Source organism: Arthrobacter sp. zg-Y1110 (genome assembly GCF_025244865.1).
Lineage (GTDB): Bacteria > Actinomycetota > Actinomycetes > Actinomycetales > Micrococcaceae > Arthrobacter_B.
On sequence record NZ_CP104272.1, the window covers coordinates 422393 to 446292 of the forward strand.

The 23900-nt window shown below is 65.8% G+C and carries 27 protein-coding genes; 23 read left to right on the plus strand and 4 right to left on the minus strand.

The annotated features are described in order from the left end of the window. Window positions 1–32: 32 nt before the first annotated feature. The 6 genes from N2K99_RS02060 (at window position 33) to N2K99_RS02085 (ending at window position 6038) form a co-directional block, all read left to right on the plus strand. Complete coding sequence (locus N2K99_RS02060; RefSeq protein WP_227934215.1) at window positions 33–1010, plus strand: NAD(P)H-quinone oxidoreductase; 978 nt, start codon at window positions 33–35, stop codon at window positions 1008–1010. 197 nt (window positions 1011–1207) lie between these two features. Further along, entirely contained in the window at window positions 1208–3502 is a 2295-nt protein-coding gene (locus N2K99_RS02065) for a carbon starvation CstA family protein (RefSeq protein WP_227923899.1), read from the plus strand. Continuing rightward, the gene (locus N2K99_RS02070; protein WP_227923896.1) at window positions 3499–3699 is read left to right on the plus strand and encodes a YbdD/YjiX family protein; all 201 of its coding nucleotides are present in this window, start codon (window positions 3499–3501) and stop codon (window positions 3697–3699) included. Before N2K99_RS02065 ends, N2K99_RS02070 begins: the two co-directional genes overlap by 4 nt. Window positions 3700–3909: 210 nt before the next feature. Continuing rightward, window positions 3910–4587, plus strand: coding sequence for a bacterial proteasome activator family protein (locus tag N2K99_RS02075; RefSeq protein ID WP_269436593.1), 678 nt, complete (start codon window positions 3910–3912; stop codon window positions 4585–4587). A 7-nt stretch (window positions 4588–4594) separates the two neighbouring features. Further along, window positions 4595–5071, plus strand: coding sequence for a hypothetical protein (locus N2K99_RS02080; protein WP_227923894.1), 477 nt, complete (start codon window positions 4595–4597; stop codon window positions 5069–5071). A gap of 130 nt (window positions 5072–5201) precedes the next feature. After that, on the plus strand, window positions 5202–6038 hold the full coding sequence (locus tag N2K99_RS02085; RefSeq protein WP_227929397.1) for an aldo/keto reductase: 837 nt from the start codon (window positions 5202–5204) through the stop codon (window positions 6036–6038). A gap of 63 nt (window positions 6039–6101) precedes the next feature. On the opposite strand, the gene N2K99_RS02090 is transcribed toward N2K99_RS02085, so the two are convergent. Genes N2K99_RS02090 through N2K99_RS02105 form a run of 4 tightly spaced genes read right to left on the minus strand, consistent with a single transcriptional unit; the run spans window position 6102 to window position 9288 of the window. Next, window positions 6102–6494, minus strand: a complete 393-nt coding sequence (locus N2K99_RS02090; protein ID WP_227923889.1) for a flagellar assembly protein FliW — start codon at window positions 6492–6494, stop codon at window positions 6102–6104. Continuing rightward, window positions 6491–7378, minus strand: coding sequence for a flagellar hook-associated protein FlgL (gene flgL / locus N2K99_RS02095; protein WP_227934216.1), 888 nt, complete (start codon window positions 7376–7378; stop codon window positions 6491–6493). The genes N2K99_RS02090 and flgL overlap by 4 nt, the downstream gene beginning before the upstream one ends. Window positions 7379–7382: 4 nt before the next feature. Next, complete coding sequence (flgK, locus tag N2K99_RS02100) at window positions 7383–8783, minus strand: flagellar hook-associated protein FlgK (RefSeq protein WP_227934217.1); 1401 nt, start codon at window positions 8781–8783, stop codon at window positions 7383–7385. A gap of 19 nt (window positions 8784–8802) precedes the next feature. Beyond that, the gene (locus N2K99_RS02105; protein ID WP_227923886.1) at window positions 8803–9288 is read right to left on the minus strand and encodes a flagellar protein FlgN; all 486 of its coding nucleotides are present in this window, start codon (window positions 9286–9288) and stop codon (window positions 8803–8805) included. 304 nt (window positions 9289–9592) lie between these two features. Between N2K99_RS02105 and N2K99_RS02110 the strand changes: the two genes are divergently transcribed. The 17 genes from N2K99_RS02110 (at window position 9593) to N2K99_RS02190 (ending at window position 23899) form a co-directional block, all read left to right on the plus strand. Then, complete coding sequence (locus N2K99_RS02110; protein ID WP_231709541.1) at window positions 9593–10441, plus strand: sigma-70 family RNA polymerase sigma factor; 849 nt, start codon at window positions 9593–9595, stop codon at window positions 10439–10441. A 135-nt stretch (window positions 10442–10576) separates the two neighbouring features. Then, window positions 10577–11422, plus strand: a complete 846-nt coding sequence (locus tag N2K99_RS02115; RefSeq protein ID WP_227934218.1) for a flagellin — start codon at window positions 10577–10579, stop codon at window positions 11420–11422. 207 nt (window positions 11423–11629) lie between these two features. Next, window positions 11630–12964, plus strand: a complete 1335-nt coding sequence (gene fliD, locus N2K99_RS02120; protein ID WP_227934219.1) for a flagellar filament capping protein FliD — start codon at window positions 11630–11632, stop codon at window positions 12962–12964. Window positions 12965–12966: 2 nt separating this feature from the next. After that, window positions 12967–13404 carry a flagellar export chaperone FliS gene (gene fliS, locus N2K99_RS02125; RefSeq protein WP_308036453.1) on the plus strand — a complete coding sequence of 146 codons (438 nt, stop codon included), beginning with the start codon at window positions 12967–12969 and terminating at the stop codon, window positions 13402–13404. Then, a complete protein-coding gene (locus tag N2K99_RS02130; RefSeq protein ID WP_227923873.1) occupies window positions 13394–13738 on the plus strand; it encodes a hypothetical protein in 345 nt (114 codons plus the stop codon). The genes fliS and N2K99_RS02130 overlap by 11 nt, the downstream gene beginning before the upstream one ends. A 185-nt stretch (window positions 13739–13923) precedes the next feature. Further along, entirely contained in the window at window positions 13924–14265 is a 342-nt protein-coding gene (locus tag N2K99_RS02135) for a flagellar basal body protein (protein WP_227923871.1), read from the plus strand. Next, entirely contained in the window at window positions 14265–14657 is a 393-nt protein-coding gene (flgC, locus tag N2K99_RS02140) for a flagellar basal body rod protein FlgC (protein ID WP_227923870.1), read from the plus strand. Before N2K99_RS02135 ends, flgC begins: the two co-directional genes overlap by 1 nt. Further along, complete coding sequence (gene fliE, locus N2K99_RS02145) at window positions 14657–14962, plus strand: flagellar hook-basal body complex protein FliE (protein WP_227923869.1); 306 nt, start codon at window positions 14657–14659, stop codon at window positions 14960–14962. The genes flgC and fliE overlap by 1 nt, the downstream gene beginning before the upstream one ends. Before the next feature lie 11 nt (window positions 14963–14973). Further along, the gene (gene fliF / locus N2K99_RS02150; RefSeq protein ID WP_308036455.1) at window positions 14974–16557 is read left to right on the plus strand and encodes a flagellar basal-body MS-ring/collar protein FliF; all 1584 of its coding nucleotides are present in this window, start codon (window positions 14974–14976) and stop codon (window positions 16555–16557) included. A gap of 134 nt (window positions 16558–16691) precedes the next feature. After that, window positions 16692–17657, plus strand: coding sequence for a flagellar motor switch protein FliG (fliG, locus tag N2K99_RS02155; RefSeq protein ID WP_231709554.1), 966 nt, complete (start codon window positions 16692–16694; stop codon window positions 17655–17657). Then, window positions 17647–18258 carry a FliH/SctL family protein gene (locus tag N2K99_RS02160; RefSeq protein WP_227934221.1) on the plus strand — a complete coding sequence of 204 codons (612 nt, stop codon included), beginning with the start codon at window positions 17647–17649 and terminating at the stop codon, window positions 18256–18258. Before fliG ends, N2K99_RS02160 begins: the two co-directional genes overlap by 11 nt. Next, the gene (locus tag N2K99_RS02165; RefSeq protein WP_227934222.1) at window positions 18255–19586 is read left to right on the plus strand and encodes a FliI/YscN family ATPase; all 1332 of its coding nucleotides are present in this window, start codon (window positions 18255–18257) and stop codon (window positions 19584–19586) included. Before N2K99_RS02160 ends, N2K99_RS02165 begins: the two co-directional genes overlap by 4 nt. Continuing rightward, entirely contained in the window at window positions 19586–20017 is a 432-nt protein-coding gene (locus tag N2K99_RS02170) for a flagellar FliJ family protein (protein WP_227934223.1), read from the plus strand. Before N2K99_RS02165 ends, N2K99_RS02170 begins: the two co-directional genes overlap by 1 nt. After that, on the plus strand, window positions 20017–20688 hold the full coding sequence (locus N2K99_RS02175) for a C40 family peptidase (RefSeq protein WP_227923858.1): 672 nt from the start codon (window positions 20017–20019) through the stop codon (window positions 20686–20688). Before N2K99_RS02170 ends, N2K99_RS02175 begins: the two co-directional genes overlap by 1 nt. Then, the gene (locus N2K99_RS02180; RefSeq protein ID WP_227934224.1) at window positions 20685–22217 is read left to right on the plus strand and encodes a flagellar hook-length control protein FliK; all 1533 of its coding nucleotides are present in this window, start codon (window positions 20685–20687) and stop codon (window positions 22215–22217) included. The genes N2K99_RS02175 and N2K99_RS02180 overlap by 4 nt, the downstream gene beginning before the upstream one ends. Window positions 22218–22230: 13 nt before the next feature. Further along, entirely contained in the window at window positions 22231–22692 is a 462-nt protein-coding gene (locus tag N2K99_RS02185) for a flagellar hook assembly protein FlgD (protein WP_227934225.1), read from the plus strand. 40 nt (window positions 22693–22732) lie between these two features. Further along, window positions 22733–23899, plus strand: coding sequence for a flagellar hook protein FlgE (locus N2K99_RS02190; RefSeq protein ID WP_227934226.1), 1167 nt, complete (start codon window positions 22733–22735; stop codon window positions 23897–23899). The last annotated feature ends 1 nt before the right edge of the window (window position 23900 follow it).

Sequence of the window (23900 nt, forward strand, 5' to 3'; positions counted from 1 at the left end):
TCACCAAAATTCGCTAAACCTGGAAGGACAGCATGAAAGCCATCGTTATTGGAACACCCGGCGGACCGGAAGCACTGGAACTGCAGGATGTTCCTGCTCCCGAGGCCGGACCGGGCGAGGTCCTGATCGACGTCATTGCCGCCGGCATCAACCGCGCCGACGTGATGCAGCGCCAGGGCCACTACCCGGTGCCCGCCGGAGCATCCGAGTATCCGGGCCTGGAAGTCTCCGGCCGCATTGCCGCCCTGGGCGAGGGCGTTGAAGGCTTCGCTGTCGGAACCGAAGTGGTGGCACTACTGACCGGCGGCGGATACGCCGAGCAGGTTGCCGTCCCCGCCGGGCAGGTCCTGCCCCTCCCGGACGGCTTCGACGCCGTCACTTCCGCGTCCCTGCCGGAAACCGCCGCCACAGTGTTCTCCAACCTCTTTATGGCCGCCGGCGTCAAGGAGGGGGACTACGTCCTCATCCACGGCGCCACTGGGGGCATCGGCACCATGGCCATCCAGATGGTTGCCGCGTTCGGCGCCGTTCCGATGGTGACCGCAGGGTCGGCCGAAAAGCTGGAACTGGCTGAATCGCTCGGCGCGAAGGTCCTTATCAACTACAAGGAGCAGGACTTCGTCGAAGCGGTGCGTGTTGCCACCGACGGCCACGGCGCGGACGTCATCCTCGACGTCGTCGGCGCCAAGTACCTGCAGCGGAACCTGGACGCGCTCGCCGTCGCCGGCCGCCTGGTGATCATCGGGCTGCAGGGCGGCACCAAGGCGGAGCTGAACCTGAACCAGCTCATGACCAAGCGCGCCGCCGTCATCGGCACCACCCTGCGCGGCCGGCCCGTGGAGGAAAAGGCCGCCATCATGTCCGCCGTCGGCGAGTACGTCTGGCCGCTGCTGGTCTCCGGCCAGATCCGGCCCCTGGTGGACCGCACCTTCCCGCTGGCCGACGCCGCCGCCGCACACGAGTATTTCGACTCCGGGCAGCACGCGGGAAAGATCCTGCTGACGATCTAGGCATGCAACCTGCCGGGTGGCATCCCACCAGGCAGGACCCCCGACGACGACGGCGGCCGCGCACCATGCGGCCGCCGTCACGTTTGTCTGTGACGGCCACCTCAGCCGCTGGTAATCTCAAGGTGCAGGGCCACTCCCTGCCCCCGTTCGGTACGTATGTCAATGCAGACAAGCCACCGCAGACAAAAGGGATCATCATGAGCGAGAACCAACGGCGCCGGGCCGACAACCGGCAACCACTGGACGGCGACGTCCTGGAACAGGACCCGGCACTGCCGCCGGTGGCCGTGGATCCGGAAGTCCTCGAGGCGGAGGGCCGGCGCTGGACGCCCGCGAAGATCGCCATTTGGGCGGGCATCGCGCTGCTGGGCGGTTTCAGCTGGACCATGCTCGCCGTAGTCCGCGGCGAAACCGTGAACGCCATCTGGTTCGTGTTCGCCGCCGTGTGCACCTACCTCATCGGCTACCGCTTCTATTCAAAGCTCATCGAAGCGAAGCTGCTGAAGCCCAATGACCGCCGCGCCACCCCCGCCGAGTACAAGGCGGACGGCAAGGACTACGCCGCCACGGACCGCCGGGTCCTCTACGGCCACCACTTCGCCGCCATCGCCGGCGCCGGACCGCTCGTCGGACCGGTCCTCGCCGCGCAGATGGGCTACCTGCCCGGCACCATCTGGATCATCGTGGGCGTGGTGCTGGCAGGCGCCGTCCAGGACTACCTGGTGATGTTCTTCTCCATGCGCCGCGGCGGACGCTCCCTGGGGCAGATGGCGCGGGATGAACTCGGACTCATCGGCGGCACCGCCGCCCTGATCGCCACCCTGGTCATCATGATCATCATCGTGGCCATCCTTGCCCTGGTGGTGGTGAACGCCCTCGCCGAAAGCCCGTGGGGCGTCTTCTCCGTGAGCATGACCATCCCCATCGCCCTGTTCATGGGTGTGTACCTGCGCTACCTGCGTCCAGGCAAGGTCACCGAGGTCTCCATCATCGGCTTCGTCCTCCTGCTCGCCGCCATCATTGCCGGCGGCTGGGTTGCCGAAACCCCGCTGGGCGACGCCCTGACCCTGGAACCGACCACCATCGCGTGGGGCATCATCATCTACGGCTTCATCGCCGCCGTCCTGCCGGTCTGGCTGCTGCTGGCCCCGCGCGACTACCTCTCCACCTTCATGAAGGTGGGAACCATCGTGATGCTGGCCGTGGCCATCATCATTGTCCGCCCGGAGATCAGCGTTCCGGCGGTCAGCGAGTTCGCCAGCCGCGACGACGGGCCGGTGGTGGCCGGGCCGCTCTTCCCGTTCCTCTTCGTCACCATCGCCTGCGGCGCCTTGTCCGGCTTCCATGCCCTGATTTCCTCCGGCACCACCCCCAAGATGCTGGAGAAGGAACGCCAGACCCGCTTCATCGGTTACGGCGGCATGCTGATGGAGTCCTTCGTGGCCATCATGGCGCTGGTGGCTGCCATCTCCATTGACCGCGGCATCTACTTCGCCATGAACTCCTCCGCCGGCGCCACCGGCGGCACGGTGGAAGGCGCCGTCGCCTTCGTGAACGGCCTGGGCCTGGCCGGAGTGAACCTCACTCCGGACATGCTCTCGTCGCTGGCATCCAACGTGGGCGAGGAATCCATTGTGTCGCGCACCGGCGGGGCGCCCACCCTCGCCGTCGGCCTGGCCACGATCATGCAGAGCCTGATCGGCGGACCCGGCATGATGGCGTTCTGGTACCACTTCGCGATCATGTTCGAGGCCCTGTTCATCCTCACCGCGGTCGACGCCGGCACCCGGGTGGCACGGTTCATGCTGCAGGACACCATCGGCAACGTGGCCCCGAAGTTCAAGGACATGTCCTGGCGTCCCGGAGCCTGGATATGTACGGCAATCATGGTCGCCGGCTGGGGGTCGATCCTGATCATGGGGGTCACGGACCCATTGGGCGGCATCAATACGCTGTTCCCGCTCTTCGGCATCGCCAACCAGCTGCTGGCAGCCATTGCGCTGGCCATCTGCATGGCGATCATTGCCAAGAAGAACGCATTCAAGTGGCTCTGGATCGTGGCACTTCCCCTGGCGTTCGCCGCGGTGGTGACCATCACGGCGTCGTTCTACAAGATCTTCTCGCCGGTGCCGAGCGTCGGTTACTGGGCCAACCACGAGGCCTTCCAGCAGGCACTGGCGGACGGGAAAACCAGCTTCGGCACGGCCAAGACCGTGGAGGCCATGGAAGCGGTGGTGCGCAACACGCTCATCCAGACCACCCTCTCGGTGGTGTTCGTGACCCTGGCGATCATCGTCATCATCACGGCCATCATCGCCAGCATCCGGTCCTTCCGTTCGGGCGGTGCCCCGAGCGCCGAGGATCCGGCCGTTCCGTCCCGCACCTTCGCACCGGCCGGTTTCCTGGCGACGCCGGCTGAAAAGGAGATCATGGCCCAGTGGGACTCGCTGCCGGAGGCTGACCGGCCCGCAAAGAGGGCGGCGCACACATGAGTGCCGCCGTCGCCGTCCGCCAAGGGGTGACCGGGTTCGTCCGGTTCTTCCGTGACGTGATGGGGGAGGACGCCTACCGCAAGTACACGGACTTCCATGCCGCGTCCGGCTGCACTTCGCCGCTGATGAGCGAACGGGAGTTCTGGCGGGACAAGATGGACCGGCAGGACGCCAACCCGGAGGGCCGCTGCTGCTAGCACGGCAGCCGATCCGGCAATAAGTACGACGGCGGCACCGCAGCTGATTGCCTCAGCTGCGGTGCCGCCGTCGTTGTTTGGCTTTGTTGCTTTCGCTTGGGCGCCTGGGCCCAGCCTGCCGAACCGGAGGGAACGCCAAAACCGGCGGACGGAACCGGAAAACCGCCCGCCCGCGGGGCAACCGCCGCCAACCGTGAGAGCATTAATGCCATGACTGAACAGAACGGATCCTCCGAGCGCCGCGACGCGGCTCCGGGTGCTCCTGTTGGGCAGAAGTCAGAACAGACACCGGCCGACGATGGCACGGCCCGCGCCGCTGCGCCCGCCGGTGACGCCGGAGCGGTGAACCACTCCGGGGACAGCCGGGAGGCGCCCGGGCACGGCAAAGGCAAGACCGGACCGGCGAAGCTCAACGAACTGGTGGATGAACCGGCAAAGGTCATGCGGATCGGCACCATGATCAAGCAGCTGCTGGAAGAAGTCCGCAACGCACCGCTGGACGATGCGGCGCGCAACCGCCTGGCGGAGATCCATTCCCGGTCCTTGAAGGAACTCGAGGACGGGCTGGCCCCGGAACTCGTGAACGAGCTGCACCGGATCAACCTGCCGTTCATGGATGATTCCACCCCCACCGACGCGGAGCTGAGGATTGCGCAGGCCCAGCTGGTGGGATGGCTCGAAGGGTTGTTCCGCGGCATCCAGACGGCCATTGCCGCGCAGCAGACCGCCAGCCACGCGGCCGGGCGCCTGCAGCTGCGCCAGCTGCCGCCCGGGACCATACTGGCGCCGGGTGTTGTTATCGGAGATGATGGGGAACCGCACCGTGCTGCCCAGATGCCCGGCAGCCCGCGGCAGGAACCGCAATCGGGCCCCGGCCAGTACTTGTAGGACATTGATGGTACTTTTTGCAGCCGCCCGGCAGGGGCGGAAAGACGACGCGGAGCTCGGCAAGGGTGTCTGGCGCCGGGCGCATGACCGCTTTACGCGGGGCCTGGACCGCTACTACCAGATGCTCGAGGGCGTGGAGGATGACGCCATCTACAACGAGCTGGTGACCGTGGCCAATGAGCTCGCAGGGTTGCTGCCGCGCGTCCGGGAGGTGTGTGCCGCTGCCCAACTGCAGCTGCCCAGTACCGGACAGAACATTCCCGGAGCGTTGACCGCAGTACACCGGGCGCTGTCCCGCAGCGGCAATTCCCTCGCTGCCGCCGCCGAAGCCGCCGCCATGTCGCGGCTCGAAGGGGAGCGCTGGGGGATCGCGTCCGCCGGACTGGACAATGTGCGGCGCCGCGCGGAACTCGTCCAGGAGGACGTGGTTGAAGCCGAACGCGCGCTGCTCAGCGCCCGGGAAACCGGGATTTCCCGAAAGTAGGAATCGGCTTTCCCGAAATACCGGCAAACCCCGCAAAAGAAACCTGGCTAAACCGGGAATACATGACGTCGGGTTTTCGCGGTGAGCTTATCCGCTTTGTCCTGCCCGGCATCAGGGCAAGGATGAGGGGATGACTACATCACCGGTACTGACTTTCAATGACGGCAACACCATCCCCCAGCTCGGCTACGGCGTGTGGCAGGTTGAGGACGAGGTTGCCGAAAAGGTAGTGGGACAGGCATTCGAGGTTGGTTACCGCCACATCGACACGGCCAAGATCTACGGCAACGAAGCCGGCGTCGGCCGCGCCATCGCCGCCACCTCTGTCCCGCGCGAGGACATGTTCATCACCACGAAGGTGTGGAACGCGGACCAGGGCTACGAAGAAACCCTTAAGGCCTTCGACGCCTCCATGGAGCGTCTCGGCCTGGAAACCCTCGACCTGTACCTGATTCACTGGCTGCAGCCGAAGCAGAACAAGTACGTGGACACCTGGAAGGCGCTGGTCGAGCTGCAGAAGCAGGGCCGCGTGAAGTCCATCGGCGTCTGCAACTTCACCAAGGAAGCCCTGCAGGAAATCATCGACGCCACTGGCGTTGTCCCGGTCCTGAACCAGGTGGAAACCCACCCGTACCTGAACCAGGCCGACCTGCGTGCCTTCGAGGCGGAGCACAACATCCTGCACGAGTCCTGGTCCCCGCTGGGCTCCGGCAAGGGCCTGCTCGAGGATCCCAAGCTCGTTGAGATCGCCGCGAAGTACGACGGCGCCACCCCGGCCCAGGTCGTCATCGCCTGGCACCTGGCCCTGGGCAGCATTGTCATCCCCAAGTCCGTCACGGAATCCCGTATCCGGGAAAACTGGGAAGCACTGAACCTCAAGCTGAGTGACGAAGACATCGAGGCCATCAACGCGCTCGACAACGGCACCCGCTACGGCGCGGATCCGGCCACGGCCGACTTCGCCTAAGCCTTCCGCTTAAGTACAAAAGGCGCACGTTCCACGGAACGTGCGCCTTTTTGTGTTGGAAACCTATGCGGCGACCGGCTCCAAGGGAGCACGGACCGGCCAGTCCTGGCCTTCAAGGATCACCTGGGCACAGCTGCCCGTGGACAGGTTGACCACGATAGGCGCCAGCAGGTTCACGGTGGTCCCGCCTACCGTCGGATTGGCCACCACCAGCACGGCGGCGTCCTCGGGAGTCACCAGTTCCAGCTGATGACGCTGTTCGTCGGTGATTTCCGGGTGGTAGTCCGGAAGATAGACGGAGGCGTCCAGGACGTAGAGGCGCCTGCTGCCGCCGTCGGCGCTGCCGGCCGCGGTCATGGCGAACAAGCCGGCCGCGCCGTCGATCTCTTCGAGGTCGAAGTGCACCTCCGGGGCCAGCCCGGGAGGAGGAGTCAGGAACGTCAGGCCGGTGCTCATCGCAGGAAGTCCATGAGCGTCGGCTGAAGTGCCTTGGCCGTCACGGCAAGGGCCGACTGATAGGCGACTTCCTGCAGTTTCATGTCCAGGATGACCTTTGCCGTGTCCAGGTCCTCGATCCCCGAGCGGCGGGTTTCCAGGCTGATGGATTTCTCGGCCAGGTTGTCCTTGGCATTGATTGTGGCAGCATGCCGGACGCCGAGCGCGGAATGTTCCATGAGGACGGTGTCGGCCGCCGCGTCAACCTTCGTCAGGTAGCCGCTGACGTCGTTGTTCGCTTCCAGGTCCGCCACGAGGTTGTCCATCATCCGAAAGACCGAGTTGTCTCCCTTGCCGAAAACGGCTTCACCGTCGGTGTCCACGCGCATCTGGGTACTGCTGTCCAGCCGGCGGGTGGTGGGGGTTCCGCTACCGCTGTAGGTGTAGGAACCGCCCGTTTCGGTGAACGCCTTGCCGGTGTCCGAGGTGCCCGCGAAGACCGTGCGGCCAAGGTGGGTGGTGTTGGCCTCGCGCAGCAGGTCCGACTTCAGGCCGGAAAGTTCCGTGGCGATGGCCTTGCGGTCGGTCGGCGAAAGGGTGCCGTTGGCAGCGTTCAGCGTGAGGTCCTTGACCCGCCGCAGGATGTCAGTGGTGTTGGTCAGCGCATTGTCGGTGACGGTAAGCCAGCCCTCCGCGTCGCTCACGTTGGACGTGTACTGCACGTTGGCCCGGATTTCCGACCGAACCTTCAGTGCATTGGCGGTCCCCGTGGGGTCGTCGGACGGGCGGGCAATAGCAGCGGAGGAGGCGACCTGCTCCTGCAGCTTGGCCATCCGGGACATGCTGGCCTGCAGGTTCTGCTGGGCCGTGCGGGCCATGGTCTGGTTCGTGGTGCGGCTGATCACGGGGTTACCTTCCAACAATTCCGGTGCGGTTAATGAGGGTGTCAAGCATTTCGTCAATGGCGCTCATGACGCGGGAGGCACCCTGGTAGGCGTGCTGGTACATCAGCAGGTTCACGTTTTCTTCGTCCAGGTCCACCGAGGCGTTGGAAAGCTGAAGATCCACCGCGGAGGAGGACGCCACGTCGGCCAGCGTGGCCTGCTGCAGTTCAGCGCGGCTCTGCGACGCGGTGGCCGTGACGAAGGCGCTCCAGACTTTGTCCGCGGACCCGGCCTTGGAACCCAGCTGGGCAATCTGGTCGGCAATGCCGCCGTCGAGTGTTCCCGAGCCCGGCCGGCCGGAGGCAATGCCGGAGGCATCGGTCGGCACGGTCGCCAGGGTGGTTGCAGCCGGGGTGCCCACGCTGAAGAAATCTCCGCCGGCGATGCCGGCCGTGGTTGCGCCTTGACGGTGCAGCTCGTTGACGCTGGAAGCCAGCGAGGCGGCAACCTCGTTGTAGGAAGCTGCGGCCCGCGCGAAGACGCCGCCGTTGCCGGCCGAGGCGAGGAGCGACGTGGCGCCGGCAATTTCGCCCTTGCTAATGGCTGCCGAGCCGGGCCGGTCCGTCCAGCCCACTACGGGTTCCTGCGCATCGTCCATGGTCTTTCCGCCGGTGACCTGGAGGGAACGGGCATTCGTGCCGGACACCAGTGCATTGCCGTCGATGAGGACATCCACCATGCCGTCGGAGGATTCCCGCACCGTGGCACCGCTAAGCGCTGCGATGGTGGTGGCCAGGGCATTGCGCTGGTCAACGAGTTCGTTCGCCGACGCGCCGGAGGCAAGCGTGGAGCGGATGGCCCCGTTAAGGCTGGCCAGCTGCTTTGCGCTGGAATTCAGCTCAGTGACCATGTCATTGAGCCCGCTGCGGGTGCTGTTCCACTGGTCCCGGACCGCGTTGTAGCCGTTGGCGATCTGTCCTGCGGCGGTGCTGGCCGCGCTGAGCAGTACCGCAGCGGCAGTGTTGTCCGAGGGATTGTGGGAAATGCCGTCCCAGGCGGCGGAGAAGTTCTGCAGTGCCGTGGAGAGGCCGTTCTTGCCCGGCTCGTTGAACCCGTCCTCCAGCTCGATCAGCGCGTTGGCGCGGACGGCGGAATAGCCGGCAACGGCGGCGGTGCTGCGTACCCGCGTGTCCAGCTGCTGGCTGCCCAGCCGGGCAATGGAATCCACTGATACGCCCTGGCCTACCCCGGTAGGGGCGGCGAACCTGCCGGCGGGCGCGAGGGAGGGAACCGCGGAAGTATTCAGGCGCTGCCGCGTGTAGCCGGCCACGTTGGCGTTGGCCACGTTCTGGCCGACGACGTCGAGGCCCTTGCGGGCGGCGGTGAGGCCGGTGTACGCCGTGTTCAGGCCGCTGAAGGTACTCATTCTCTAGGGGTCCTTAACGTCAAATGCTCTGGTCAACCAGCCGGGCGGCTGAGGTGGGGGCGGCCGAGGTGCCGGACGCCGTGTAGGTGTTCGCTTCCGGGCTTAGCCCCGCGAGCGTTTCCTGGGCCGAGCGTGCCGCAGTGCGCAGGAACTGTTCGTTGATATCGCGCAGTTCGCGGATCTTCACGGTCAGCTCGGTCATGGCCTGGAGGTGTGCGTTGAAGATTTCCGTCCACGGACCGGGAGGAGCTGCGGCTACCAGCTCACGCAGCGTGGCGTTTTCGGAGGTGCCCCATTCGACGGCGAGTCCGGCAACGGCAACAGCCCGGCCGAGATCGGCTCCGCGGAGGCGCTCGAGGACCTGTTCAACCTCGCGCGTGGCGTGAGTCAGCCATTTGGTTTTTCCGGAGGTGAGCAGCAGTTGTTCTTCTTCGAGCTTGAACACAAGAAGTTCCAACAACTCGCGCTCTTCCCATAGAAGGGCCGAGAGTTTCTGGGTACCCATGCTTTGCTCACCTCCTAGGTGGTGCACTGAATGTCTCTAAAGCGGAATAAGACGTCTGATTTCAGGCCCCAACCTGCGGCAAAAGTCTTTGGTTTGGCGTCCGCATTCCAATACGTCCGCCACAAATCACTATCGGCCGGTTCATCTTCAATGTTAGTGGTATGTTTCAGCTAAAGCGCTTAAGCGTGGATTCACCAGCGGTCTCAGCCACTGACCACGAAGCAGGCGTAACTGGTCGCAGTATGGGGACAGTTGGGGAACAAGGGCTTGGGGGTCCACATTGAATCGCGCCGAACGTAATGCCATGGTGGTGGAAAATCTGCCGTTGGTTGGTTATCTCGTATCCGAAGTCTGCGCCAAGGCCACGCACCTCTCGCGTGACGACCTGGCCTCAGCCGGATCCATCGCCCTTATAACGTCCGCAGATTCGTTCGACCCGGACCTGGGTGTTCCCTTTGGAGCCTATGCCCGCCGCCGCATCGTCGGCGCCTTTGCGGATGAAATGCGTTCCAATGACTGGGCCACGCGATCCGCCCGCCGGCGGATCAAGGAAACCCTCGCGGTGAAGGAAACCCTCACCGGCGCCCTGGGCCGCACTCCCAATGTGGACGAGATCGCCTCCGCCTTGGGTGTGGACCGCACTGTGGCAGAGGATGCACTGTCGGATGCTTCCCGCACAGTGTCCAGCCTGGACGAATCCGCAACGGATTTCCTGATCGCAGATATGCCGTCGCCCGAGGGTTCCCTCCTGGCCTCCGAGCGCTTGAAGTACCTGCAGGCCGCCGTCGCCGCCCTGCCGGAAAAGATGCGGTATGTAGTGGAGGAGATTTACTTCCACGACCGCACGGTCAAGGAAATAGCCGAAGAGCTCGGCAGCACCCACTCGGCCGTGTCCCAGCAGCGGGCCGAAGCGGTCCGCCTCCTCCGTGACGGCCTGGGCACGCATTACTCCGACGCTACTGCCGCACCGGAACTCCAGTCCCGGATCGCACCGGCACGCCGCAACGCTTATCTCACCTCAGTGGGAGAACGCACCGCCGGCGGCATCACGCGGCACCATCTGGCCCCGGCCCTTCCCGGCGCGCAGGCCTTTGTTCCCGGACTTACGGGTGTTCCGGGCCGCCCCGCAACTTTCAATCCGGCCGCTTCCTAGGCTTACCGCCGCACTTAAATCTTTTTTCGAATTCTTTTTCAGAACTCCTAACACCCGTCGGTGCTCCGCCGATAGCTATGGTTGCAGGCCCACGGAAGGGCCTGTTAGTACAGCCCACTCACGGAGGAATACATCATGGGTTTCACAATCAACACCAACGTTTCATCGCTCAACGCCATGCGCAACCTGAACCTGAACCAGACGAACCAGGCCAAGTCGGTGGAGCGCCTCTCCAGCGGTATGCGCATCAACCGTGCGGCTGACGACGCTGCAGGCCTGGCCATCTCCGAAGGCCTGAAGAACCAGGTTTCCGGTCTGACGCAGGCCGGCCGCAACGCCCAGGACGGCATCAGCCTCATCCAGACCGCTGAAGGCGCCCTGACCGAGGTCCACAACATCCTCAACCGTATGCGTGACCTGACGGTTCAGGCTGCTAACGATACGAACAACACTGAGTCGCGCGGCGCGATCAAGTCCGAAGTTGACGAACTGAAGTCGGAGCTGGACCGCATCAGCACCTCCACCAACTTCAACGGCATTCAGCTGCTGGGCCCGAACGCGGATGCTACTAAGACCCAGTCCGCGACGCTGAAGATCCAGGTAGGCGCAGGCGCCGACGAGACCATCGACATCACGCAGGCCGATGTCGCCGGCACTCTGACCACGCTCGCCTTGGGCTTGGGAGATCTCGATACTCAGGCCTCTGCCGCTACCGCGACGACCGCTCTGGATGTTGCCATCGCGGCCACTTCCGACCAGCGCGCCGATCTGGGTGCACAGCAGAACCGCCTGGAATCCGCCTCACGCTCCATCGCGGTGTCCGTGGAGAACCTCTCCTCGGCCAACTCCCGCATCCGCGACACGGACATGGCAGCGGAAATGGGTAACTTCACCAAGTCCCAGATCCTCTCCCAGGCCGCTACCGCAATGCTGGCCCAGGCCAACCAGATGAACTCCGGCGTTATGTCGCTCCTGCAGTAGTAGCAGCGCCTGACCAGATTCATCAGCAGTAACCGCAGAACCGGCAGGTGAATGGCCGCTGGCGGCGGGGAAACATGACTTGGACCTCACGCTTCCCGCCGCCAGCCCATTCCCTGCCTTCTGTTTGTCACCGCAGGACATGCAGGACCCAGCAGGACCCCGTAAGACATCAGCAGGACACGGCAGGACTTCCCAAGGAGCATTTTCATGGCGCTAGGCATTGACGGGCTGATCAGCGGCATCGACACCACCGCCATGATTGCGGACCTGATGAAGATCGAAGCCCGCCCGCAGAAGCTCCTGAAGGACAAGGTCGAGAGCAACCAGCTCTTTGTGACCGCCCTGCAGAACCTCAACACCAAGATCGCTTCCCTGACGGAAGCCGCCGGGAAGATCGCCAAGGCAGGTGGAACGGACCGCTACGCCGCCGTCACCGGCTCCACCACCGTCACGGCCACCACCAAGGCCGGCGCTGCCGCAGGCTCGCTGGACATCACGGTGAACAAACTGGCCACGGCGCAGGTCTCGCTTTCCGGCGCCATGGCGGCGTGGCCCAACGGCGACGCCCTTTCCATCTCTGCCAACGGAACCATCACCGCGCTGGACACGGCAGGCAAGAGCCTGGATCAAGTCATCAGCACCGTCAACAAAGCCAACCTGGGTGTCACCGCCGTCAAGATCGCTGCCGGCAGCGTGGACGGCGTCGCCCAGTACCGGATGCAGTTCAGTGCCTCCGCCACGGGCTCGGCCGGCGCCTTTACCGTCTCGCAGAACGGCACCGACCTGGGTGCCATCCGCGCCGGTCAGGACGCCGAGGTCACCCTGTGGGCCGGAGTGGCCGGAGCCGAAACGAAGATCACCTCCGCCACCAACACCTTCGCGGACCTGATGCCCGGTGTGGACATCACGGTCTCCGCGGTGTCTACCGATCCGGTCACCGTGGCAGTGAGCCGGGACGTCAAGGCGATTTCCGCCGTCGCGGCCTCCCTGGTGTCCGCCCTGACGGACGTTTTCGGCTACATGGACCGAAACTCCGCCGTCTCGATAGACACCTCCGACGGCGTCACCAAGACCACCGGCGGGGTGTTCACCGGGGATTCGGCCACCCGCTCCCTGAAGCAGTCCATCATGGGCGCCGCAACCGGCTCGCTGGACGGCCGTTCGACGTCGGACATCGGAATTACGCTCACCAAGTACGGCACCGTGGAGTTCGACGCCGACAAGTTCGCCGCCGCCCTCGCCGCGGATCCGGAAAAAACGCAGGCTTCGCTGCAGGCAATTGCCGCCCGCGTTGAGGCCGTTGGTAAGACAGCCTCCGATAAGTACGACGGCTCCATTACCAAGCGGATCCAGAGCCAGGAATCCACCGTGAAGTCCCTCAACAGCCAGGTCGAGCAGTGGGACCGCCGGCTGGCTTCGCGGGAATCCACCCTGAAGCTCGTCTGGACCAACCTTGAAGTCAAGCTGGGCTCCCTCAACAGCCAGATGGACTGGCTCACCGGCCAGCTCGACTCCCTCACCGCCTCCTCGAGTAAGAAGTGACCGTGAACTACTCAATGGCAGCCAAACGGGCCGAATATGCACGCAATGCCGTGCTCTCGGCCTCGCCTGCCCGGCTCCTGACGATGCTGTACGACCGGCTGCTGCTGGACCTTGCCCGGGCCGAAACCGCGCAGCAGAATGCCGAGTGGCCGGTGGCTTCGGAGAACCTGCTTCATGCCCAGGCCATTATCACCGAGCTGCTGGGCACGCTGAAGACCGATGTGTGGGAGGGCGGGGAAAACCTGCATGCCCTGTACACGTACTCGCTTTCCACCCTGATGAACGCGAACATCGGCCGGGACGCAAAGCTGACCCGGGAATGCATCGACCTGCTCGAACCGATCCGGCTTGCCTGGCATGAAGCGGCGGCGCAGCTCCCAGCCGCAGGCGCAACGCCAGCCGCTGCCGGCACACCGGGAGGGGTTCTCGGTGTCGGCTGAATCGGCAGAACCCTACCGCGGCCCGGAGGAACTGGCCAACCTCGCGCTCTGGGAATTCGTCCTCACGCAGCTCGAAGACAACCTGGAGTCCTTCCTCGAAGGACAGTCCCTCACGGAACAGGCCCGCGAGGTGGCGGCCGACTGGGAACCTCCGGCGGACCTCGGCCCGCTCCCCGAGGAGCTCGTTACCCGTGCCCGGATGCTGTCCAAGGCACAGACCCGGGCATACGCCCAGCTGCGAAGTGAGTCGCGGACCAACCGGAAACAGTCCCTGCTGATCCGCAGTGTCCCCGGCCCCGCGGCGTCGGCCGTTTATCTCGAAGTTGACGGCTAAAAGCAGCGAAATCGGAAGACTGCTTACTTTTCCTATACCGCATACTTGCAAAAATCCAAAAGAATTACTTGATTACCGCTTACCTACTCGTTAATTCGGCCGATAACCATTAACGAGCACGGATAGCTCACGAAAGAGGCCACGGATCGGCCGCACTGTCCCTTTAGCGAGAACTGGGTTTCACTGTGTTCGATTCCGTCTCCTCCATTGCGCTGCAAAGCGCCCTGGACGGTCTTGCCCTCCGTCAGCGGACCATCGCAAACAATATTGCGAATGTGAATACCCCCGGCTACCAGGCCCAGCGCGTCACTTTCGAGGACGCCCTCGCTAAATCGGTGAAAGCCGGTAATGGAGCAGTCGCCGCCACCACCTCGCGTTCCCTTGAACCCACCCGCCTGGACGGCAGCAACGTCAACCTGGACACCGAAACACTGTCCAATATCGACACCGTGCTGCGCTACCAGTTCGCCACCCAAGCCGTTGGCGGAGAAGCCAATTCCCTCCGCACGGCATTGAGGACCAACTAATGACTTTCGATGCCATCGGCATTGCCGCAACCGGACTCACCACTCACCGCAAGTGGCTGGACGCAGTTTCCGACAACCTGGCCAACGCCAACAATGTCTCCAGCACCGACGGTGCTGCTTTCCAGGCCCGCTACGTCGTAGCCCAGGAAGGCCGGGAAGGCAGCGGAGTCCACGTCACAGGCGTGGAGTACGGCGACGCCGAAGGCCGGATGGTCTACCAGCCGGACCACGCCCTCGCCGACGCCGAAGGCTACGTCCGGTACCCGGACATTGACCTGTCGGAACAAATGGGCAACCTGATCCTTGCCCAGCGCGGCTATGAAGCGAATGCCGCCGTGGTTGACCGTGCCAAGAGCACATACGAAGCAGCACTGCAGATTGGACGCTCCTAATGCCCGTTCCCGCCATCGCCGCAGTCAGCAGCACCACGCCGACGGGATACGTGGAAGCCGTAAAGCCCGCCGTCTCCACTGACGGTTCCTCCTTTGCCACGCAGCTCACCGGAGCCGTGGACAACGTCACCGAACTGCAGTCCACGTCCAAGACACTCGCCGTGCAGGCCGTGACCGGCGACCTTGATGACATCCACGCAGCCACCATCGCGTCCACCCGGGCCTCCGTCACCCTCGAACTTGTCGCCGCAGTGCGGAACAAGGGTGTTGACGCGTTCAACGAGATCATGCGGATGCAGGCCTGATGCCCGGACCCATGAGCGCGATGACCGGCCGGCTGGGCAAGACGGTAGGCCAGTTCACCCTGGCGCAGAAGACCATCGCCATTATCGGTATTGCCGTGGTGGCCCTCGGCATTGCGCTGCTTGCCTCCTGGCTGACCAAACCGGCCTACACCCCGCTGTTCTCCGGCCTGGAGGCCACGGATGCCAACAGCATCGTGGAACAGCTCAAGACCGACGGCGTTCCCTACGAGGTTGCCAACGGCGGCGGCACCATCATGGTGCCGGAGGAATTCGTTTACGACCAGCGGCTCAAGGCCGCAGGTGCCGGCCTGCCGTCCGAATCCAGCGGCGGCTACTCGCTGCTGGACGAAATGGGAGTCACCTCCTCGGAATTCCAGCAGTCCGTAACCTACAAGCGGGCCCTGGAAGGCGAGATCGCCAAGACCGTAGGTGCCATCGACGGCGTGAAGAACGCCTCCGTGCAGCTGGCCATCCCCGAAGACACCGTGTTTGTGTCTGAAAAGGCCGATCCCACCGCCTCCGTATTCGTGGAAACGCAGAACGGGACCACGCTCAGCTCGGACCAGGTTTCCGCCATTGTGCACCTGACCTCAGCCTCGGTTGACGGTATGCAGTCCACCGACGTCGCCGTTATCGATGCCACCGGCACCGTGCTTTCCGCCGTCGGCACCGGCACTACCGGTTCGGCCGACAAGCAGGCCACCGATTACGAGGAGCGGGTCACCGCCTCCGTGCAGACCATGCTGGACCGTGTAGTGGGTCCCGGCAACGCCACCGTAGCCGTCGCCGCCGACATGAACTATGAGTCCGCCAACCGGGTGGAGGAATCCTTCACCGCGCCGCAGGACACTCCGGCCCTGAACGAAGCCACCAGCACCGAGGAATACACCGGCGGTGCCAACGGCAGCGCCGCGGGCATCCTGGGTCCGGACAACATTGCGGTGCCCAACGGAGGAAACGACGACGGCGCCTTCCGTTCCGAAACGAGCACCAAGAACAACGCGGTGAACAAGGTGACCGAAACCCGGGACATCCCGGCCGGTTCCCTGAACCGCCAGACGATCTCCGTGGCGCTGAATACCAATGCGGCCGCCGGATTGAACGTGGCAGACCTGGAAGCCCTGGTCGCCACCGCCGCCGGCATCAACGCCGAGCGCGGTGACGAGATCACGGTCGAAATGGTCTCCTTCAACGCGGACGGCGCCACCAGCGCGCAGGACGCCCTGGCCGAGGCACAGGCAGAAGAAGAAGCCGAACGCCGCGCAGAGATGCTCCAGATGGGAATCATCGTGGCCGGCATCGTCCTGGTGGTCATCCTGGCCCTGGTCGCTTACGCCATGCGCTCCCGCCGGCAGAACCGCGAAGCCATCGACATTGGAGAACTGCCGGAGCTGGATCCGCTGGCACCGGCGGCGGGCCTCACCATGCTGAGCGAACCCGCCCCGCTGGTTTCCACGGACACGGCCTCGATGCAGATTGTCGCTGCTGCCGTGGACCAGGACCGTAAGCGGGCCGAACTCGACGCCCTGGCAGCACAGGACCCGGTCCGCACCGCTGACTACCTGCGCAACCTCATGGAGGACACCCGAGCATGACCGACGTTGCCACTGCCCCGGCCGGACTGCCCTTTGCCGTCGCCTCGAACGGGTCCTCCCTTGCCCTGCACAGCGCCGGGCCGGCTTCGGGATCGGGCGAACTGACCGGCACCCAGAAGGCTGCCATCATCTTGATGCAGCTGGAAACCTCCCGGGCCGCGGTGGTTATGCAGCAGTTCACCGAGGCCGAGGCGCAGGCCATCGCGGCGGAGATTGTCCGGCTTCGCCGGGTTGACTCTTCCGTGGCCGAGGAAGCCATCAACGAGTTCTACGAGATGACCATTGAGGGTCGCCGCCGCGCCCATGGCGGCCGCGACGTCGCCATGGGACTGCTCGAAGCGTCCTTCGGTGTTGAGCGTGCCTCCGGCGTGATGGAACGCCTGGCCTCCTCGATGGCGGGCAAGTCCTTCGAATTCCTCGAAACCGCCGAGCCCAACCAGGTGATTTCGCTGCTGGACGGTGAGCTGCCGCAGACCATTGCGCTGGTCCTGGCGCATATGCGTCCCCAGCGCGCTTCAGCCGTGCTGACCGGCCTGAGCGCGGAGCTGCGCACCGACGTCGCGCAGGCCATTGCCACCATGGCCCGCGCTACCCCGGAAGCCGTGCGCGTGGTCGCCGAAACGCTGCGGGCACGCGCCTCGGCGCTGGGTGCCGCCCGCGAGGCAACCGACGCAATCGGCGGCGTGCAGCCGCTGGTGGAAATCATCAACCGCTCCGACGCAGTCACCGAACGGGCGCTGCTCGAGGCGCTTGAGGAACGCGATCCGGAGCTGGCGGAAGAAGTCCGCTCCCGGATGCTTACCTTCGCCGACCTGGTCAAGCTCGAACGCCGGGACGTGCAGCTTGTGCTGCGCGGCATCGATGTGGGCACCCTGGCCCTGGCCATGAAGGGCGCCACCGAGGCGGTGCTGGACGCCATCCGCACCAACGTCTCCGAACGCAACCGCGAACTGCTCGACGACGAAATCAAGGTTTCCGGTCCCGCCCGCCTCTCGCAGGTGGAAGAAGCACGCGCCAACATTGTCCGGGCCATCCGCGAAATGGAAGCCCAGGGCATCATCGAGGTGCATCACGCGGACGAGGAAGAATATGTCTACTGACCAGCAGATGTTCTCCCGCCTGGTCTACACCTCCCTCGGCGCCACGGACGAAGCACAGCTCAACGCCCAGGTGGAAGCCCGCGGCCACGCCGCCGGTTACGCCGCCGGCCTGCGGGCCGCCGCAGCGGACACCGATCTGCTGCGCCGCACCCTGCGGGAGCAGTACGACGACGAAATGCGCCGCGGCCAGGAACGCATCAACCGGAGCCTTTCCGCGCTCAACTCCGCTGTCTTCAGCCTCGAAGGCCGCACCGTCGCCCTGATCACCGACGTCCAGGACGCGCTGGCCGCCGCAGCCATCGACCTGGCCGAAGCGCTGCTGGGCCGGGAACTCGCTTCCGACGACACCTCCGCCCGCTCAGCGCTGGCCCGTGCCCTGGAAGGCGTGGACACTGACCTGGTGCAGCGCGTCCGCATGCATCCGGTGGACCTCGCGTCCCTGGATGAAGACACGCTGCGCCGCGCCCGGGTGGAGTTCGTGGGCGACGCCGGCCTGCGGCGGGGCGACGCCGTCACCGAGTTCCCGGACGGCTACCTGGACGCCTCGCTGAGTTCCGCCGTCGAGCGTGCCCGCGCGGCTCTGCTGGGGGAGGACTCATGACCGTCACCACGTGGCGCCCCCGCGCCGACCGTTTCACGGCAGCCCTGCGCTCCGCCGCACCGCAGCGCATTGGCCGGGTATCCTCCGTCCTGGGGCTGAGCATTGAAATTGCCGGCCTCGACTGCGGCGTAGGCGAGCTGGTGTCCATCGGGCACCCCGGGTCCGAGGTGGACGCCGAAGTGGTGGCAGCCACCCGTGACGGCATCCGCTGCATGCCCTTCGGCCGGATCGCCGGCCTGACCGCCGGAACTCCGGCACGCTCGAAAGGCACACCGCTGCTGGTCCCCACCGGCACCGGGCTGTTCGGCCGGGTGCTGGACGGCCTGGGCCGCCCCATCGACGGCAAGGGTCCGCTGCAGGTCGAGGCCTTTGTGCCGCTGGACCACGAAACCCCGTCCGCCATGCTGCGCACCCGGATCAATACCCCGCTGCAGCTCGGCGTCCGGGCAATGGACACCCTCACCACCGTGGGGCGCGGCCAGCGCATGGGCCTGTTCGCCGGCTCCGGCGTCGGCAAGTCCTCCCTGCTCTCCATGATTGCCCGCGGCACGGACGCGGAAGTGTCCGTGATCGCCCTGGTAGGGGAGCGCGGCCGTGAAGTCCGCGAGTTCCTCGAAGACGACCTGGGCGCCGAGGGCCTGGCGCGGTCCATCGTGGTGGTCTCGACGTCGGACGAACCTGCGCTCATGCGCCTGCGTGCCGCGTTTGTGGCCACCCGGATTGCCGAATCCTTCCGCGACCGGGGCGCCGACGTCATGCTGATGATGGATTCCCTGACCCGCGTGGCCATGGCCCAGCGTGAAATCGGGCTATCCGTAGGCGAACCGCCGGCCACCCGCGGTTACCCGCCCTCCACCTTCTCCCTGCTCGCGCAGCTGCTCGAACGAGCCGGTACGGGCGAACGGGGTTCCGTCACCGGCATGTATACCGTGCTCGTGGACGGCGATGACCACAACGAGCCCATTGCCGACAGCGCCCGCTCTATCCTCGACGGACACGTGGTCCTGGACCGCAAGCTCGCCGTCTCCGGCCACTTCCCGTCAATTGACGCCCTGGCTTCCATTTCCCGCGTTGCCTCCCGCGTAAACCCGCGGGAACGCAGCGATGCTGCGTCAACGCTGCGCCGGGTGATGGCTGCGCGGAAGGCTGCGCAGGACCTGCTCGACGTCGGCGCCTACCAGCGCGGCTCCAATCCCTTGGTGGACGCGGCAGTGGACAACCAGGACGCCATCAACGCGTTCCTGCAGCAGCGCATGGATGAACAGACCCCGGCGGAGACCGCTTGGGCGCAGCTGCACAATCTCACCCGGATGCTGGGGGTGTCCTGATGTCCCGTGCCTTCCCCCTGGCCGGACTGCTGCGGCTGCGCCAGCTGCAGCAGGACCGCGCCGCAGGCGAACTCGCGGCGGCCAACGTCCGCATGCGGGAAATCCGCGAAGCCCGTGCCGAGGCCTACAACTCCCTCGAAGCCTCCCACAGCGAGGCGGTGGATGCGGCAACCATGAACGCGATTGCGGCGGCCCGCGCCTCCTCGCGCAGCATGCTCGCGGATCTGAACGCGTTGGGCACGCGGCATGCCGCGGAAGTGGAAGCGGCACGCGCCGAATTCTCCTCCGCACGCGCCCGCTCCGTGGGCCTGGAAAAGCTTGAAGGCAAGTTCGCCGAGGCAGAAGCCGCCGAGGACCTGCGCACCGAACAAACCATCCTGGACGAACTCGCCGGCTCCGCCTGGCACCGCCGGCAGAAGGAAGCCAACTAATGAGCATGACGGACGCCCTGGGGCGGATCGACGAAATCCGAAGCACGCTGAGCCAGCTCTCCGGAACAACAGCCGCAAAGGCGGCCGCTGCCACTTCCACGGCCACAGCGGCCGGGTCCGATGCGGAGTTCGCTTCCACTCTGTCCGCGCTGACTTCCGCGGCGTCGGCGGGAACGGACACCGGCACATCCGGCGGCGCGGCAGCGGACGGCAAAGTGCTCGACGCCGTCCAGAAATACCTGGGCCTGCCCTACATCTGGGGCGGCAACGATCCAGCGCAGGGTCTGGATTGTTCTTCCTTCGTGCAGAACGTCTACAAGGATCTCGGCTTCACCCTTCCGCGCGTCACCTGGGACCAGATGAACTCGGGGACCGAGGTCGCTTCCATGGCCGACGCACAGCCCGGGGACCTGCTCTTCAGCCACGACGGCGGACACGTTGCCATCTACCTGGGCAACGGAAAGGCAGTGGACGCGCCGCAGCCGGGCCAGACCATCGCCATCCGCGATGCATGGGAAACCGACGCCAACCTGACCACTATCCGCCGCATCCTGCCGACGGAATCCGCCGGTGCCGCCGGTAGTGCCGGCGCTGCCGGTGCCGCCGGTCTCTCCGACCTGGTGGCTTCCGCCCGCGCCGCGCAGGCGGCCATGATGGGAACTGCAGCATGAGCGTCTCCGCCGGCATGCCGCGCACGGCCGCCCCCGCTGCTTCCCCCCGGACCGCTGTCCAGGGGTCCGCCTCCGCGGGCGTTGGTGCAGACCAGTTCGGGTCCACGTTTGAGGATGCCCTTGCCGCCTCGAACCGGGCCGCATCCAGCCGCGACGCTGGACGCGACGCCGGGAAAGCTGCTGCCCGCGACGCCGGGAAAGCTGCTCCAATGCCGGAACAAAAGGCTGGCGGACAGGCTGCCGCGACAGCCCCTGCAGACTTTGCCGGTACGTCCACTGCAGTCGAGGGCGCCGCGGCTTCCCCGTTGCAGCCTGCGTCCGTAATGCCCGCGCCCGGATCATCGGTGCAGCCCCCGGTTCCCGCTCCGGCAACGGCTTTTGCCGGTTTTGCGGGTGCATCCCTGCCGGCAGCAGTCTCAACCGGTGCCGGGTCCAGCGATTCCGAAGCTGTTGACGGCGTTCCCGTCGGGGGAGCCGCACCGGGTGCGGCGGGCACGGCCGCCACGGCCGTCGCCTCCACCCCGGGCAGCGTCATGGCCGCGGCTACTGCGGGCGCCGCCGCCGTCGTCACCACCGGGGCGGCAGCAACAGCAGCTCCGCGGAACACGGCCGATGCCGGTACCCCGAAGCCGTCTGCCGTCACCACCTCAGGTGCGGCCAGCGCGGCCACCGGAGGAAGTCCTTTGCCGGGCACCGCAGCCACGGCAGCCACGGCAACGTCACCGGCAAACGCCGTCACCGCAGGCACCGCAGGCACCGCAGGCACCGTTCAAGCCGATGCCGCCGCCTCGGCGGCAGGACTCCCGGCAACCGGCGGCGCCGCACCGGCGTCGAACGCGCCGGCCGGGGCAGCGAACAGCACAGTGGTTCCCGGCTCCGTGCCGGTCTCCGGTGCAGGCGCCGGAAACGCGGCGGCCCTGGCCTTCGCCGCCGCAATGCCCGCCGCCGGAACTGCCGATACTGCCGCTTCCGCCGCACCGGTTCCCGCGGGCGCAGCAGAATCCCCGGCTGTCGGGCCGGTTATGACACTGTCCCCGCTGCAGCCCCAGGCGGCTGTCTCCGGAGCGCCCGTCATGCCGGCGGCCTCGGCGGCCGCGCCCGTTGCAACCCCGCTGCTGCCCCAGGTGTCCCAGCCGCTGTTTTCCCTTGCAACGGCTACGCAGGGGGAGCATGTGATGACGCTGAGCATCACCCCGGACAACCTCGGACCGGTCACCGTTAGGGCCCATGTGGGTACGGAAGGCGTCCGGATCGAGCTATTCGCTCCGTCCGAGGCCGGCCGCGAAGCGCTGCGCACCCTCATGACGGACCTGCGCCGGGACCTTGCCGGCTCGGGCATGAACGCCAACCTTTCCCTCTCCGCCCAGGACGCCCCGGGCGAGGGTGCTGAACGCCGCGGGCACGGAACGGAACCGGGTTCTGCAACGCAGGACCGGGCCAACCCCGAGCAGACGCCGGCGGACCCGGCTCCACTCACTTACCGGCCGGGATTCCCCGCGTCGGCATCAACCATCGACTTCCTGGCCTAGAAGAGGAGACCACGTGCCCGTAGAAGGAGTAGCGGCCGCAGGCGGCATTACCGCCGGCGGAACCGCAGTCCGAGAGCCAAAGCAAACCATGGACAGCGAGGTCTTTATGCACCTGCTGGTCACCCAGCTGCGCAACCAGGACCCCAGTTCGCCCATGGACACCAACGAGATGATCTCCCAGACCACCCAGCTGGCGTCCATGGAACAGCTCACCGCCATGGCGAAGATGGACGAAGAGAATTTCTCCCTGCAGATGCGTATTGCCGCTGCTGCGCTCATCGGCCAGACCGTCACCTATACCAACGACGACGGTGTGTCCGTCACCGGAACCGCCAAATCGGTCTCCTACGCCGCCGGCGTCCCGACCGTCAACATCAACGGTGAGGATGTCCTGCTGGACCGAATCTCCGGCGTCGTCGACGGGGCAGCAGATCAAACCCCCGACGCACCCAAAGCACCCGCAGCAACCGCATAACCCTCCCTCCCGGCACCACCAAAGCTGAAAGGCGCCACCAATGCTTCGCTCCCTTTACTCCGGTATCTCCGGACTCCGCTCGCACCAGACCATGCTTGACGTCACCGGCAACAACATCGCCAACGTCAACACCACCGGTTACAAAGCCACTGCCGTCCAGTTCCAGGACACCCTGTCCCAGCTGACGCAGGGTGCCACCGCGCCAGGCGCCAACAACGGCGGCGGCAACCCGGCGCAGGTCGGCCTCGGCGTCCTGGTCTCCGGTATCACCACCAACTTCACGCAGGGTTCGGCGCAGGCCACGGGCCGGGCCGAGGACCTGATGATCAACGGCGAGGGTTACTTCATCACCCGCCAGGGCAATACCTCCACCTATACCCGCGCGGGCGCGTTCAACCTGGACGGAGCCGGCCGCCTGGTCTCAACGGACGGCGGCATTGTCCAGGGCTGGACTGCCAACGCCGACGGCACCCTGAACACCGGCGGTGCAGTGGGCAACATTGTCCTGCCCGACGGTGCCATCGTCCCGGCCGCGGCTACCAACGAAGCCACCATGACCGGCAACCTGCCCTCGGAGACCCCGGTCGGCGGCACGGTTGTGCGCGACATGGACGTCTACGATGCCAACGGCAACCCCTCAGTGGTTCCCCTGACCTTCACGCGTACCGCGGGCGGCTGGAGCGTTAGCGCGACGGGCGCGGCACTCGTGGACCTGGACTTTGCCGACGGCGCCCAGGCCGACGCCAATGCCGACACCATCACCGTGGGCGGCGTGGCCGTGAACCTCACCGGGCTCTCCAGCTACGCCGGTGTCAGCACGGCCTCCGTCACCAGCAACGGCCGCAGTGCGGGCACGCTGGAGTCCTTCTCCATCGGCAAGGACGGCACGGTGATCGGTTCCTTCACCAACGGTGCAAAGCAGGCCCTGGCCCGCATCGCCGTCGCCACCTTCACCAACTCGGCCGGCCTGGAGAAGGCCGGCAACTCGAGCTTCACCGCTACGGTGAACTCCGGCAACCCCGTCATCGCCGGTCCCGGCGAGGCCGGTGCCGGCGGCATCGGCAGCGGCATGCTGGAAATGTCCAACGTGGACCTGTCCCAGGAATTCACCAACCTGATCGTCGCCCAGCGCGGCTTCCAGGCCAACGCCCGAATCATCACCACCTCGGACGAAGTGCTGCAGGAACTGACCAACCTGAAGCGCTAGC